This is a genomic window from Ignavibacteriota bacterium (assembly GCA_016713565.1).
Taxonomy (GTDB): Bacteria; Bacteroidota; Ignavibacteria; order Ignavibacteriales; family Melioribacteraceae.
Genome location: JADJOX010000007.1, coordinates 357,657 through 372,350 on the forward strand (window position 1 = coordinate 357,657; position 14,694 = coordinate 372,350).

17 protein-coding genes and 1 tRNA gene are annotated in these 14,694 nt (G+C 29.4%); 3 read left to right on the forward strand and 15 right to left on the reverse strand.

The features are described from left to right. Positions 1-29: 29 nt before the first annotated feature. The 7 genes from IPK06_08625 to IPK06_08655 form a co-directional block, all read right to left on the reverse strand. Positions 30-1,607 (reverse strand): hypothetical protein, encoded by a 1,578-nt coding sequence (locus tag IPK06_08625; GenBank protein MBK7980050.1) that lies wholly within the window; start codon positions 1,605-1,607, stop codon positions 30-32. Further along, the gene (locus tag IPK06_08630; protein ID MBK7980051.1) at positions 1,604-4,579 is read right to left on the reverse strand and encodes a tetratricopeptide repeat protein; all 2,976 of its coding nucleotides are present in this window, start codon (positions 4,577-4,579) and stop codon (positions 1,604-1,606) included. Before IPK06_08630 ends, IPK06_08625 begins: the two co-directional genes overlap by 4 nt. Before the next feature lie 222 nt (positions 4,580-4,801). Further along, complete coding sequence (locus IPK06_08635; GenBank protein MBK7980052.1) at positions 4,802-5,572, reverse strand: hypothetical protein; 771 nt, start codon at positions 5,570-5,572, stop codon at positions 4,802-4,804. A 27-nt stretch (positions 5,573-5,599) separates the two neighbouring features. Next, positions 5,600-5,686, reverse strand: a tRNA-Leu gene (locus IPK06_08640). A gap of 126 nt (positions 5,687-5,812) precedes the next feature. Continuing rightward, positions 5,813-6,292 (reverse strand): hypothetical protein, encoded by a 480-nt coding sequence (locus IPK06_08645; GenBank protein ID MBK7980053.1) that lies wholly within the window; start codon positions 6,290-6,292, stop codon positions 5,813-5,815. 7 nt (positions 6,293-6,299) lie between these two features. Beyond that, on the reverse strand, positions 6,300-6,908 hold the full coding sequence (locus tag IPK06_08650; GenBank protein ID MBK7980054.1) for a hypothetical protein: 609 nt from the start codon (positions 6,906-6,908) through the stop codon (positions 6,300-6,302). Next, a complete protein-coding gene (locus IPK06_08655) occupies positions 6,901-7,446 on the reverse strand; it encodes a sigma-70 family RNA polymerase sigma factor (GenBank protein MBK7980055.1) in 546 nt (181 codons plus the stop codon). Before IPK06_08655 ends, IPK06_08650 begins: the two co-directional genes overlap by 8 nt. Positions 7,447-7,568: 122 nt before the next feature. On the opposite strand from IPK06_08655, the gene IPK06_08660 reads away from it, so the two are divergent. Next, the gene (locus tag IPK06_08660; GenBank protein ID MBK7980056.1) at positions 7,569-8,096 is read left to right on the forward strand and encodes a periplasmic heavy metal sensor; all 528 of its coding nucleotides are present in this window, start codon (positions 7,569-7,571) and stop codon (positions 8,094-8,096) included. A gap of 52 nt (positions 8,097-8,148) precedes the next feature. Here the strand turns inward: IPK06_08660 and IPK06_08665 are convergent, their stop codons facing one another. The 7 genes from IPK06_08665 to IPK06_08695 all read right to left on the reverse strand — a co-directional run bounded on the left by IPK06_08665 (position 8,149) and on the right by IPK06_08695 (position 12,113). Then, positions 8,149-8,928 carry a hypothetical protein gene (locus IPK06_08665; protein MBK7980057.1) on the reverse strand — a complete coding sequence of 260 codons (780 nt, stop codon included), beginning with the start codon at positions 8,926-8,928 and terminating at the stop codon, positions 8,149-8,151. A 78-nt stretch (positions 8,929-9,006) separates the two neighbouring features. Then, complete coding sequence (locus IPK06_08670; GenBank protein MBK7980058.1) at positions 9,007-9,708, reverse strand: SDR family NAD(P)-dependent oxidoreductase; 702 nt, start codon at positions 9,706-9,708, stop codon at positions 9,007-9,009. 4 nt (positions 9,709-9,712) lie between these two features. Further along, a complete protein-coding gene (locus IPK06_08675; protein MBK7980059.1) occupies positions 9,713-10,420 on the reverse strand; it encodes an SDR family oxidoreductase in 708 nt (235 codons plus the stop codon). A 2-nt stretch (positions 10,421-10,422) separates the two neighbouring features. Beyond that, positions 10,423-10,989: a GTP cyclohydrolase I FolE gene (folE, locus tag IPK06_08680; protein MBK7980060.1), complete on the reverse strand. Its 567-nt coding sequence runs from the start codon at positions 10,987-10,989 to the stop codon at positions 10,423-10,425. A 5-nt stretch (positions 10,990-10,994) separates the two neighbouring features. Further along, complete coding sequence (locus IPK06_08685; protein ID MBK7980061.1) at positions 10,995-11,402, reverse strand: 6-carboxytetrahydropterin synthase; 408 nt, start codon at positions 11,400-11,402, stop codon at positions 10,995-10,997. A 1-nt stretch (position 11,403) separates the two neighbouring features. Then, positions 11,404-11,865, reverse strand: coding sequence for a thioredoxin-dependent thiol peroxidase (gene bcp / locus IPK06_08690; protein MBK7980062.1), 462 nt, complete (start codon positions 11,863-11,865; stop codon positions 11,404-11,406). Between the two features lie 50 nt (positions 11,866-11,915). Beyond that, positions 11,916-12,113, reverse strand: coding sequence for a dodecin domain-containing protein (locus IPK06_08695; protein MBK7980063.1), 198 nt, complete (start codon positions 12,111-12,113; stop codon positions 11,916-11,918). A 138-nt stretch (positions 12,114-12,251) separates the two neighbouring features. Between IPK06_08695 and IPK06_08700 the strand changes: the two genes are divergently transcribed. Together IPK06_08700 and IPK06_08705 are read left to right on the forward strand one after the other, a co-directional pair. Beyond that, positions 12,252-12,701 carry a transcriptional repressor gene (locus IPK06_08700; protein ID MBK7980064.1) on the forward strand — a complete coding sequence of 150 codons (450 nt, stop codon included), beginning with the start codon at positions 12,252-12,254 and terminating at the stop codon, positions 12,699-12,701. 16 nt (positions 12,702-12,717) lie between these two features. Continuing rightward, positions 12,718-13,440 carry a ribonuclease Z gene (locus IPK06_08705; protein ID MBK7980065.1) on the forward strand — a complete coding sequence of 241 codons (723 nt, stop codon included), beginning with the start codon at positions 12,718-12,720 and terminating at the stop codon, positions 13,438-13,440. Here the strand turns inward: IPK06_08705 and IPK06_08710 are convergent. Further along, positions 13,406-14,683, reverse strand: a complete 1,278-nt coding sequence (locus IPK06_08710) for a peptidoglycan DD-metalloendopeptidase family protein (protein ID MBK7980066.1) — start codon at positions 14,681-14,683, stop codon at positions 13,406-13,408. The genes IPK06_08705 and IPK06_08710 overlap by 35 nt on opposite strands. Positions 14,684-14,694 lie beyond the last annotated feature (11 nt).

Here is a 14,694-nt window from a genome sequence, read left to right on the forward strand (position 1 = left end):
TCATCCTCTACGGAATGATTTAAATTCATTTACCATCTAAACTCTATACCGGCAATTAAATCAAATGGTTTTGCTTTGTAATTTCTAAAATAATAATATTTATCATTAAGCAGATTCTGCAATGAAAATGTCAAATCAAAATTTTCAAATAGTTTATACTTAAAATTTGCATTTAAATTTATTGCGTCTGGAATTTCGCTAGTATTTTGATAATCGGAATATGATTTTCCAAAATAGTTAAGTGTTAAATTTAATCCAAAATTTGCCCAATTATAAGAATAACTCAAATCAGCTAAAAATTCCGAATTATACGGCAAATTTTTTGAACCGTTACCGGAAATATTCTGGACAATTATGTTTCCGTAAAATTCACCCAAAGGACCTTTACGGAATAAAAGATTTAGAAATGCAAAAGATTTTTCCGAATCAGTTTTATGAATTGCAAAGATTCCGTTTAACGAATCGTCTTCAAAATAAAAATTATTATCAGTATTTACATAGCCAAATCCACCGCTAATTTCAAAATATTTTTCATATTCATATTTAGCGGCTAACTTAATATTAAATTTATTTTCAATAAACAAATCAACAAAGTTATTTAATTGGTAATATCTATTCGCGTTTCTAAAATCTTTTAATGTAACAAATTCTGTGAATGGTGCAAATTCGCCGTAAACCGAAAACCTTTTGCTCATTTTTAAACTTGCATACGCGTTGGGGGCAAAAAATGTATTGCCTTCGCTTTCAGCATAAGATATTCCGCCGCGAACATAAAGAAAAGAAAACGGATAAATTGCAAGACTTGCATTTGTTACAAAAAAGGAGTTGTTTCCTTCCGAATACTTTTTGGAATTTATTGCTTGATTTTTAAAACCACCGTTGAGTAAAAAATCAAATTGTTGCAATTTTAAGTTTACGTAAGCATTAGCGGAAAATATATTTTCACTTATGGAATTATCCTTTTGATTATAATATTCATTGTCAAAGGAAATTCCAAAATTTCTATAAGAATCAGATGCAAAATTAAATGATAATGAAATATTTCCTTCGTCAGTTTTTCTTTCCAAACTTCTTTTATCGGAACCATAGAAATTATAAGATTCGTATAAATAATTTCCATTTAAATCAATTTCTAGCCCGGGCAGAAAATCAGCTTCATGATTTACAAAATATTTACTTCCTAATCCAATCCCCGCATAGCTCATTCCGGCATATTTAATATATTCAAGTTCATTCAAACCGTATAAATGCGCGTTGTAACTTAAGTTCCCTGTCCAATCGTTATAGTAAAATTCACCGGAAGGCCAAGTATAAATTCCCGCATTTAATCTCAAAAGTGCTTTTGTCATTTGTCGATAATTAGGAATGCTAACTACCTGATTATCAATTTTGGGAAGTGAAATACTTGTTTGATCATCACTAATATTCGATGGAGTAAAAAAATCTTTTGATAATAGAGGTATTAAATTCGGCTGAGATTTTTCCATTTTCGGAACAGTTACATTTTCGTTGCCCGTAATAACAAAATCCGGAAGTTCAATTCCTCCGCCTTCTTGAGCGAATAATAATGAAAAGCTTAAAAGAAAAATTGATATTATTTTTTTCATAATTGATTTAGTTTCTCGTTAGCTTCTTGAGCAAATTGATTTTTTTTATGTCTTTTCAAAACTGCTTTATACATTTCTGCTGCTTTTACTTTATCATTATTGGCAACATAACAATCGCCGAGCAGTAATAAAGATTTTGTGTACCATTCTTCGTACATTGTATAAACTGAACGTAATTTTATTAACTCAGTTATTGCTTCGGGAATTTTCTTCTGCATATAATAATTCTGACCAACATAATACAATGCTTCAGCAGCAATATCATCTTTTCTATTATCCGAAACATCGCGGAAAAGATTCATAGAATTTTCAAAATTATTCCTAGACAGTTCTAATATTCCCAATTCAATTTCTGCTTTATGATAGAATAAAGATCCATCTCGGCTATCAACAATTTCTTGCAATTCTTTGTATGCTTCGGGAATTTGTTCGCTGGAGATATAAGCCTGTGCTTTATTAAATTTTATTTCTGAAATTCTTTTTGAATCTTTTACTTTTCCTAAAATTTCATTATATAAACCAATTTCGGCATTCAAATTTTTTTGGTTTCTATAAATTGTGCCAATTTCCAAAACAGCACTGAATCCTTCGTCGGAATTCAAAGAATTATTTTTTACATATTCAAAATATTGAATCGCCTTGTCTGTATTATTCGATAATGCAGCACTTTTTCCCATCCAGTAATAAGCTTGCGGAATTTGAGAACTTTGAGGATAATTTTTAACAACTTTTTCGTATTCTGAAATTGCCTGTTCATATTGGCCAGCACTATAATATATCTCTCCGGTTTTCATTTGAATTTTATCGAGAAAATCTAAACTAGGATGATCAGCAATAAAGTTCTGCAAATAATTAACGGCTTCAGGCTGTTTATCTTGAACAACATAACAATATTGAATTCCGTTAACGGCATCATAAACATATTGTGTGTTTGGATATTGAGAAATAACTCTATTATAATATAAAACCGCTTTATCGTATTCGCCTTTATTAAAATGCGAATCGCCAATAGAATATAAAGCAATTGGAAGTAAATTTGATTGAGGATATTTTTCGAACAAAGCTGAATAATTTTCTATAGCTGCGTCAAATTCATTTCTCTGAAATTTGATCCAGCCAATTAAGTATTGTGAATCATCCGCATAATTTGAAGCTGGAAATTTTATCTGGATTTGATTCAAAACATCAATTGCATTTTGCGCATCACCCGATTTGAATAAACTCTGAGCATAATTAAAAAATGCTCTTTCATCATTTCCGAATTTTGCCGAATTAATTAAAGCTCTTTGATAATAAGTGCTAGCCTTCGAATAATCCTTTTGTGCATAATAACAATCGGCTAATCTTAATTGGCATTCACTAAATCTTGAATCACTTGAATAATTTTTATTAAACTCATTAAAGTAATACGCGGCTTTTGAAAAATCCGGAAGATCAAAATATGAATATGCCAAACCATATACTACGTCATCTTTGAATTCATTATTTTCTATATTTACTTTGTTGTAGTCTGCAATTGATTTATTGTAATTCCCTAAAACAAAATTTGCTTCGGCTCTGTAAAAAAACAATTTGTTTTTTTCAATTTCGGTTTCGTTTTCATTTATAGAATTAAAATTCTTTAAAGCTTCAACATTATTTTTTAAATAAAAATTTGAAACTCCAAGTCCCAAAAAACATCTGTCTTTCAGTTGAACGGGTATTTGAGAAATATTCAAACCATATTGAAAATATTCTTTTGCTTTTTGATATTCTTTTCTTCTTAAACTTATTTCTCCAAGCAATGTATATGATTTTGATCTTGTAAAAGGATCTGAGCTGTTTAATGATTGCAACAGTGAAGTTTCAGATTCATCAAAACTTTTTTCACTGAATTTACTTATTCCGATATTAAGTTTTACTCTTTGGGTTAAATAATGATTGGGATATTTTTCGGCAAATTTTTTATGGATTGCGATTGCCTCATCGTTGTTACCGGCATAGCGTTGTGCTTCGCCGCTCCAATACAAAGATTTTATGGCAATTGAATCGTCTTTGCTAGTTGAAAGCAGATTGAAAAGCTTATACGCGCTATCAAAATCATTTTGCTGGAAATTTATCCAAGCCAATCCGTATCTAATTTTATTAAGCATATCTTCTGTAGGCGAATTATTTAATATTCTTTTATATGCTTCCGACGCATTGTTGTATTCCTTCAAACGATAATACGAGTTTGCTAAAATATAATCTGCATTATTTTTATCATCTGAGTTTAGTTCCTCGATCAACGGATCGGACAATTCCAAAATCACATTGTCATATTCCTTAAGCTCAAAATAACAAACTCCAATTCTAAATTGAGCTTGAGACGAAAGTTCGCTGTTTCTGTGAAATCCTAAAAGTTTATCATAATATTCAACCGCTTTACGGTACTCGCCTTTTTTTTCATAAACATTAGCCAACGCAAAAATGCTACGATCAACAAAGGTATTGTTGTATTTAGAGTTTACTGCAGAATTAAAGAATTGTTCGGCTTTGTTCAAATCGTTTTCTTCGATAAAAGTCTCGCCAATCAAATGAAAAGCTGAACCGGAATATTCCGATGTAGGATATTTATTAACCAAGATGGTTAAAAATTCTCTGCTTTTATCGTAAATTTTTTTATTGAAATACAAATTCCCCAACCTGTAAAGCGCTATTTCTCGTAAATTTGAATTAGGATATTTTTCGACGAATTCTTCAAAATTGGTAATTGCACCGTCGTATTGATCAAGTCCTAAAAGACTTTCACCAATATACAATTTAGCGCTTGAAAACAAATTTTCATCGACTTCGGATTGTGAGAGATATAAATTCAAATTTTTTATTGCTAAAGAATAGTTGCCATCGTAAAAATTTTTCATTCCCTCGGAATAAAAAGAAACATCTTTTTGAGCAATTTGATAATTTGAAAATATGAACAGCATAATAAAAAAGATGATGGCATTTTTCATAGGGCTCTAATCTTATTATATTTTAATAAATCATTAAACCTGAATTTTCAAAAAATAGTTTCAGTTTTTTTTAATAAAAATATTTCTAAAATATAAGCAATTAGTAGAATAAGTTAAAGATAATTATCTTTAATCTTGGTTAAGTTATTAAATTTATATGTGTTATAAAAGAAAACCCAATTAAAAAACATTAATTGGGTTTGAAATAGATTGGTACTATGCCTAGTTCAGATATTTAAGTTCATGATTGCAGCGATCTTTGTAAAGTTTATCTGTACTAGCAATCTTAAAATTTTCTTTAGCTTTATCAATTTGGTTCAATCCTTTAAATGCGAGAGCCTTATAAAAATAAGCGGCTCCTTTTGGTGCTTCAGATTTTGTGCCGCGAGAATTTATAGCATTATCAGCAGCCTTAAGCGCTTCATCATATTTCGCTGTTTCAACATACATATCTGCTAATTTTAAATATGCCGCATCATATTGATAATTTGAAACCGCATTATTTAAGTATTCCGCTGCTTTTTCATAATTTTTTTCTCGTAACGCAATTTCACCAAGCTTTGTATATGAAAGTCCAATATATTTTGCAGCTTGTTCTTGGTTCTTTTTGTCCTTACTTAATTCTTTAAATTTTGCAAAATTCTGAATTGCCAAATCAAATTTTTCCCAAGAATAATAATTTGTTCCCATAGCGTTGTAGGCAATAGCAAAATTAGGATTTATTGCTACACAATTTTTTAGCGCGTCTTCAGCTTTATCAAAACTTCTTTGCTTCTTATATACAGTACTCATTTGATAATAGATTCTATAATCTTTGTCAATTCCCAAAGCTTTGTTATAATTTTCTAATGCGCCGTTATAATTTCCGGCTTTCATTTGTTTGTTACCTTCATTATAAAGTTTAGCTGCTTCAACATTCATTTCTGCTTCTTGTGAATGAATAGTAGCAAAAGAGAACAGTAGAGAAAATAGTATGCTTAAAAATTTCTTCATTAATCTCACCTTTCTTTTAGTTTAACATGGTGCGGAAGACGGGACTTGAACCCGTATGCTCTTACGAGCACTACCCCCTCAAGATAGCGTGTATACCAATTTCACCACTTCCGCAAAATAGATTTTAAAGATAAAATTATATAAATAAAAATGCAATAACTTTAATGAATACTATTTTGCAAAAGTTTAATTGGTTTACAGCTTTACTTAATTTTTGTTCCAAAGATATAAGTTTTAATGTTATTCTTCTCTTTCTCTTTGAATTCTTTTTTTACCTTTCTCCAATAAAATATCTCTTACATCTCGCCTGAATTTTCTTTCAAAAATAATTACTTTTGCTATTTGTTCGCTTGTTAAGATATCTTTTAAAGATTCAATGAAATTATTTTTTTCTTCTGTTATTTTAATTTCATAAGACATGCATTTATCAATGTAATCGGAATAGTTCTTATCTTTTTTATCCGAGTTCAATAATTTTTCCATTTTATCAAGCTCTGTATCAAAATCGCGCATTACATCCATAATTTTATCTCTATTTTTATTCCTTCTCGTTATGAATTTAACTGCGGTATCTTCATCCAAATTTAGAATCTCAAGTAGTTTCAGTTGTTCGAGCTGTTCAAATTTTTTGTTTGGCGGACCCATTGGAGGTTTATCCATTTCCTGACAATATATATTTCCTGCCATAAAAATTGCGATTAGTAGAATTTTAATTTTCATTTTTTGCCTATAGAATTTTTTTATTAATTATTTCATTATAAACTAAATTGTAATCATCTTCGGATATGTTATTTATGACACTTTCATTAAGTTCAAAAATATGATTATTCTCTTTCAAATAATTTAATATAATATTTTCATATTCGTCTTCACTATGTGTAAGTGAATAAATTTCTGAGTCGTAGTTTTCAATTATTTTGTAATGACTTGTTTCATCAAGTAATTCTGTAATTAATTCATTGTTATCGCTAAACGCATATGTAAAATTCTTCACATCAATAGCACTTTTAATATTACTATTATAAGTATTTAATAAAAATATTACTACCGCGGCAATTAAAATAACTGGAAAAAGGTATGCATATTTTGGTATCAGATTAAAATAAAAAGAAAATTTCTTCTTTGCGGAAATTCGCTCTTTTACTCTTGGCAATAATGTAATAAAGTAATCTTCTTCTGCTTTAACTTCTGAATTTAGGTTTTTGTAATTCATTTGATATTTTTCAAATTCTTTCCTTAGATTATGATTAAGTGAAAGATTTTTTTCGAAATTACTTTTTTCTTCTTCACTAAAATCATTTTCTAAATATTTAATAAATTGTAATGTCTTATTCATAGTCATCCAATTTTGTTAAAATTTTATTTAATGCGTGAAAATAGTTAGCTTTTAGTCCGCCAATGCTTTTACCTGTTATTTCAGAAATTTCCTCATAACTTAATTCATCAAATTTTCTTAGAATAAACACTTCTTTTTGTTTAATCGGTAGTTCATCAAGAACGTTGTTTAGTCTTTCCAATTTTTCCCTATTTTCTAAATTTTTAACGATATCATTTTCATTTTTGAAATCTGCAGTCGGTTCATCAATGCTAAAAAGATTTTTAATTTTATTCTTTTTAATCAAATTCAAACTTCGAGTAAATGTAATTTTATAAATCCACGTTTTTAATGATGAATTAAATTTGAATGTTTTCAATTTATTATAAAGAACAATAATAACTTGCTGTGTAATCTCATCGGCATCATAATGATTACCCAACATTCTTCTGGCATTCCAATAAATTAATTTTTGATACTCAGTAACAATTTTATTAAAGGACTTTTCATCGCCATTAATAAAATTTTTTACGAGTTCAAACTCCTTCTCATCGGCCATAGTTTTCCTTGAACAATAATTTAGACAAAAATTATATGTTCATGGTTTAAATTTTTCTCTTTAAACCGTGGTTCGGTCAATCGTGTCAAATAAGCAAAACCAAAAACAATTTAGGAGGAAAAATGAAAAGGATTTTCAAAATATTTATCGCATTATCTGTTTTACTTATTTCCCAAAATATGTTTGCTCAAAAAGAACGAATGTTCAAAAACGATATGTTTGGAATTAAAAAATTAAATTTAACAGATGAACAAAAGAAAAAATTTGATCAAATTCAATTTACGCATGAAGAAAAAAGGATTGATTTGTGGGCAAAATTGAATAAAAACCGATTGGAAATTAAAAAATTGTTCAATGCCGAAAATTTTGACGAAAACGAATTTGTTAATTTGACTCAGAATGGCGAAAAACTAAGAAATGAGCAATCCCAATTGAGAACACAAATGTGGCTTGATGTTTATAGAATTTTAGACAAAGATCAAAAGAATGAATGGAAAGCTCATTTTGCCGAAATGCCGGAAAACTTTAGAGAAAGAATGAATGACTCCAAAAAAATGCACAGAAATTTTGACGATAAAAGAGAAAAAAATTTAATGCCTCCACCGCCTCCGATGGATAGTGACAACGATGAACCACAACCTGAAAATTAAATTAAATCTTTGATCAAAAATGTTCTACAAACCGGAAACTTTTCCGGTTTTTTTATTTCTCATTTGCTTTCAGTTTTTCAATTCCGCGCATATATCTTTGATAACCTTCCGGAATTTTTGGACCTGTAAGATTCATTTTTGACGAAGCAGATTTTTCAACAAACATGGGTTCCCCGCTTTCTGAAATAAAGTAATGTGAAACTATTGAAAAAATTTCATCATAACCTTTTACTTTCAGAAGCTGCAAACCGTAAAGTTGGTCAAAGAAATAAATCAAATCTTCCTTAGAACCTTTCCAAACAATTTTTCTTTGTTTTTCTTTAAGTTCTCTTATAGAAGTGGAATTCTCCATTTGATTTGGCTTTTCATCTTTAAATTTAGACTGCTGTTCTTCAATTTCATCTTGAAAATTTTCTTGTTCTCGCATTGTTGATTCTCTTAATGTGTTTTTATTATTTTCTTTTTCCCGCTGTTCAATCCAATATGTAATTTCGGCATCAATAAGTCTTACAAACTTTTTATAGTTTAAAACTTCCTCACGTAGATGCCTTTTTAATATTTCATCGCTTAAAAATCTATTTGAATATAAAGGTGAATTATAAAATCCCGCGACTTTTTGAAGAAATTCGGTTAATTCATCACACCCATCATCGGTAAATTTATTTTTTGTTATATAGTTTCTTAAAGGCTGAAACTTTGTTTGAACAAAGCATTGAATAACCTTGTTTACTTCAATCTTTACCTCGAATAGAAAACTTAATTTTTCTTCAATTTTCAAATATGTTTCAAGCGTAAATAATATTTGATGATAATTAAATTTTCCAACAACCATAAAATCTCGTTTAAAGCGTAATTTGCCTATTCAATAATCGGTTGAGATAAGTAAATGTTAAGAGAATTTTATTTCTTTTTACGGATTGTTTGGTCTGATTTCTATATCACTTACAAGTGCGTTTTGAGGAAGGTTAACTATAGAATAAGTAATTTCCGCAACATCTTTAGGTGATAAAAATTGTTTATTGTTTTTATGGATGGGTGAATTTTTGATCATTTCTGTATCGGTTGAACCGGGACAAACCGTTATTATTCTTATGTCAAATTTTCTGACTTCAAGCATTAAAGATTTTGAAAAGCCCATAACCGCGTGTTTGGTTGCGGAATATGTGGTTCCAAAATCAAAGCCATTTTTTCCGGCTTGCGATACTATATTAATAACTGTACCATTTTTATTTTCAATCATATTTTCAATAACGGCTTTAGTAAAATTAAATACGCCAATAACATTTGCATTAATTTGATTTTTAAAATCTTCTAGGGATGTATCGATAAATTTTTTAAATATTGCAATTCCAGCATTGTTTATCAAAACGTCAATTTTTTCTTCTTTTGTTAAAATTTGCTCAATGGAATTTTTAACAAAAGTCAGATCAGCTACATCTCCAATAAAATATTCGCAATATGCATTATTTTTTTCAATTTCACTTTTTACTTTTTTTAATTCGTTTTCATCTCTTCCAAAAATAAAAACATTGAAATTTTCTTTTGAAAATCTTAATGCAATTGATTTGCCGATTCCTCTGCTGGCTCCGGTGATAATAACGTTTTTTCTCAATTTATCATAAATCTCCGGTAATTGGTCGCAATAGAATTTCTTCAGGAACCATATTTCCGTTAATTTTTAATATGTTTGAAATAAAATCAGCTATATTTTCCGCTTGCATCATTTTTGACGAATATTTGGCTAACACTTTTTCCGGCCAAATTTCCGTGGAAGTAGCACCGGGGAAAATATTAATAATTTTAATATTATGTTCCCTAACTTCTTCGCGTAAATCTTTTGAAAAATAATCCAAGCCGGATTTTGAAGCCGCGTAAACGCTGCTGTTTTTTAGAGTCTTTTTGGCTGCAACTGAAAGAATATTTATTATTGTTCCGGATTTGTTTAGAATCATTTCCGGTAAAACTAATTTTACAGTATAAATTGAACCAAGTAGATTAACCTTAATTATTTGATCAATTTCTTCAATCGAATTTTCCGCAAAAGGTTTGAAAGAGGATATGCCGGCATTATTAATCAAACAATTTATATTATATTCATTTTTTACTTTGGAAATTTTTTCACTTAAATCTGCAAAATCGGAAATATCATTTTGTATGGCCAATATTTTTGAAGATAAATTAAATTCATTATTTATTTCCTCAATTGGCTTAATTCTTCTTGCAGAAGCGATAATGTTATAATCGGATTGACTTAATTTTTTAGTTATTGCCAATCCAATGCCGGAACTTGCGCCGGTAATCCAAACAGCATCTTTTTTCCCCACAATTAAATCCTTTTGTGAGATATTAAATCAAGAAATTCTTCCCTTGTTCTCGCGTCGTTTTTGAATCCGCCGAGCATTGCGCTTGTAACTGTGTATGAGTTTTGTTTTTCTACACCGCGCATCATCATACACATATGGTAAGCTTCCGCAACAACTGCAACGCCAATGGGTTTAAGATATTTATTAATTGTGCTGGCAATTTCTTGTGTCATTCTTTCCTGAACTTGAAGTCTTCTGGCAAATACTTCAACAATTCTTGGTATCTTACTCAAACCAACAATTTTTCCGTTTGGAATATATGCAACATGAACTTTTCCGTAAAATGGTAAAAGATGATGTTCGCACATACTGAAAAAATCTATGTCTTTTACAATTACCATTTCGTCATATTTTTCTTCAAACACAGCGTCGTTTAATACTTTTTCAATATCCTTCTCATATCCCGAAGTTAAATATTGATATGCTTTTGCTACTCGTTCCGGTGTTCTTTTAAGTCCTTCACGTTCCGGGTTTTCACCCAATTCTTGTAATAAAGAATAAATATTTTTTTCAATTTTATCTTGATTCAAAATTTTTACTTTCCTTTGTATTCTACAAAATTATTTTCAGTTTCCCGTAAAATTACCGAATGCAGTTTTCCCGATGGTATTTTATCAGCAAGCTCATCCCAAATTTTAACTACAAAATTTTCAGTCGTGGGATTTATTCCCTCCATAAAGTCAACGTCATAATTAAGATGTTTATGATCTACTTTGCTTATGATATTATCAATAATAATTGTTTTAAGTTTCTTAAGATCAATTACATATCCGGTCTTTTCATCTATTTCTCCGGCAATAACAACTTCTAAAATATAATTATGTCCGTGTCCGTTCGGATTATTGCATTTTCCATATAAATTAAGATTTTCTTCATCGCTTAATTTTTCATTATGAAGTCTATGCGATGTACTGAATACTTCCCTTCTGGTTACATAAATCATTTTATATTTCTTTCAAGTCATTATAAACTTGCTCAACATGACCCGGAACTTTAACTTTTTCATATATTTTTTTTAAGGTTCCTTTAGCATCTATTAAAAAAGTTGTTCTTTCAACTCCCATATATTTTTTACCATACATATTTTTTTCTTTCCAAACACCGTATTTTTCTATCACTTCTTTTTCTTCATCGCTTAATAAAATAAAGGGCAAATTATGATGTTCCATAAATTTTTTATGACTTTCGACAGAATCGGGACTAACACCAATAATTACAGCGTCTAAATTTTCATATTGCAAAAAGGAATCTCTAAAATCACAAGCTTCTGTTGTGCAGCCGGGTGTTTCGTCTTTTGGATAAAAATATAAAATTACATTTTTACCCAAAAATTCTTTAAGAGTTCTTTTAGTTCCAAAGGAATCTTTTAATGAAATTGCGGGAGCTTTTTTTCCAACTTCAACCATCATTTTCTCCGATCTTACAAATAATTAATAATATGAAATTTAAATTAAATTTAAAGTTTACGTCCAATTTTTACAGTTACTTGAAATTCAATTTTATCATCGTTTGTTACTCGTCCTCTTTGTTCAACTACTTCAAACCAGGAAACTCCGCCGTCGTTTTTAGCCTCATCAAGCGCATTTTTAACTGCATCAGAAATGCTTTGATTCGAAATGCCAACTCTATTAATTATTTCAAATGATTTGTTCATATTTATCCTTTATTTTTAGAATATATTTTTTTAAAAATTAGTCAATTTATAATTGGAATTAAAGCTAAAATTTATTTCTAAAGCTATTCTAAATTAAATATTTTTTTTTATCTTTGATTTAAAAGTTATTGGCAAAAATTGAAAAACGAAACTGCCCACGAAAAATTCAAAATATTTTTAAAGCACGAAAATCATCGGATTACTCCTGAAAGATTCGAAGTGCTTGATTATGCTTTGGAATACAAAGGTCATTTTGGAGCAGACGATCTTTTTATTCAAATGAAAAATAAAAAGTCCAATGTTTCACGAGCTACGGTTTACAATACTTTGGAGTTATTGGATAAATGTAATTTATTGGCAAAGAGAAATTTCGGTGATGGAATTACAAGATATGAATCCAGTTATAACAGGAAAAATCACGATCATCTGATCTGCATTAATTGTGGAAATATTACCGAGTTTACTTCCCCAAATATTCAAGAAAGTGTTAAAAAAATTTGTGATGAATTGGGATTTGAAAGCGTCGGTTATAGTTTTAATATTTTCGGCAAATGCAAAAATGAAAAAAATTGCAAAAATTTAAAGTAGTGTAAAGAAATAATTGATGTCAAAAATAAATAATCAAAAATATCCACTTGTTTGGGAAAAAAATAATTTTTTCATTAAAATTTTTTGCTCTATACCAAACATTGCAACCGGAATAATAATTACAACAAAGAATTCAACTTTAATTGTTGATCCCGGAGACGGAATTTTACGAGATTTAAATAAAGATTATTCTGCAAAAAAAATATTGGAGATTTCCGATATTTTTATTTCTCACGGACATCATGATCACATCGGAGGTGTTTGGTCACTTTTAACATATCTTTCTGTAATGAAAAAGAAAACTCCGCTAAATATTTATTATCCTCAGGGCTGTTTGGAAATTGAAAGTATATACAAAGCATTTAATGAAGTATATTCGCACGAATTAAAGTATAAAATAATTTTAAAACCAATCAATAACAGTAGAATCATTAAACGAAAAGATATTATAATAAAACCATTCAAAGTAAACCACCGCGAACCGTCGGAAATTATGGGTGAATCCGTTGAAGTACCTTCACTTGGCTTTAAATTTTTCAACAATGATCTCAGCATTTGTTATGGCGGCGATACGGCGTATTGTGATAATTTGGTCAAAATGTCGAAAGATTCTGATTTAGCAATTATAGAAGCGGGAGCGGAAACTGAAAAGGAAACTGATTTACACTTAACGATTGAGCAAGCTACAAAAATAGGTAAAACCGCTAATGAGTATTTTCTGGTGCATGTTCCAGAGTAACAGCTGTACTAATTATTTTCATCCTATCAATTTTAGCATTTAGATTATCTTTTAATAAATTAAATTCTGGAAAATTTTCCACCAAAATAGATTTTGATGAAAAGAATTTTTGCGTAAGATAATTTACAAGTATACCGTTTTTCCAAAATCTGAAATCCAAATGCGGACCAGTTGATCTTCCCGTTGTACCAACAAAACCAATAACTTGTCCTTGCTGAACTCTTGTACCTTTTCTAATTCCTTTGCCATATTTTGATAAATGCATATATCCTGATGAATAATTTTCATTATGCTTTATTTTTACATAATTTCCTGCAGCTCCGTTTCTTCGAGCTTCCAAAATAATTCCGTCACCGATTGCTTGAACAGGAGTCCCGACCGCAGCAGCATAATCAATCCCTAAATGAGGTTTATATGTTCGCAGAATTGGATGTAATCTGCTTCGTGAAAAATTTGAACTTATTCTTTTGAATTTAAGCGGTGCTTTTAAAAATGCTTTCACCAAACTTTTACCATTTTCATCAAAATATTCATATTTGCCGTCTTGATTAAACATAAAAGCATTAAATTCTTCAGAGTTGTGAATAAACTTTGCGGCTTTAATTTCACCAACATCAATAACTTCATCACCAAGTTTTTCTACTTCAAAAACTATAAAATAACAATCGTTTTTTTGGATTGTGTAAAAATCAATCTGCCAAGCAAATATATCTGCAAGTTTTGCGGCTAAAATTGGAGAAATATTATTATCATAAAATGTTTGATATAAAGAAGATGTGATTACTCCTGAAATGGTTCTTTCTTCAATCCGGGTTTCTCGTTTTACATAATTCACATCAATTGAATCTGAAATGCCAACCGTTACAAACTCCTTTGGATTTATTTCATATACAAAAGAGTTTAGAGAATTCGAAGAGTCATTATTTATATAAAATCTATATTTGTTTCCCGGCTTAATTTTTTTAAAATCAAAAAATGATTTCGCCTTAGTGTAAATTTCATTGATTTTCGATGAAGAAATGTTGGTTGATGTAAGTATATCCGACAAAAATTGGTTTTTCTTTATCTCACCTTTAACAACATTAAATGAATCTATAGGAAATCCAAATCTGTCATATTCAATATTTACAGCATCGGACTTTATGTAAGGACTTTTTTCGTCATTATCTGTGCAACCGCTGATAATAATTACGATTAAAAAATAAGCAAATAAATATTTGATTTTTTCTCGAATAAAATTCACGATAATTAATT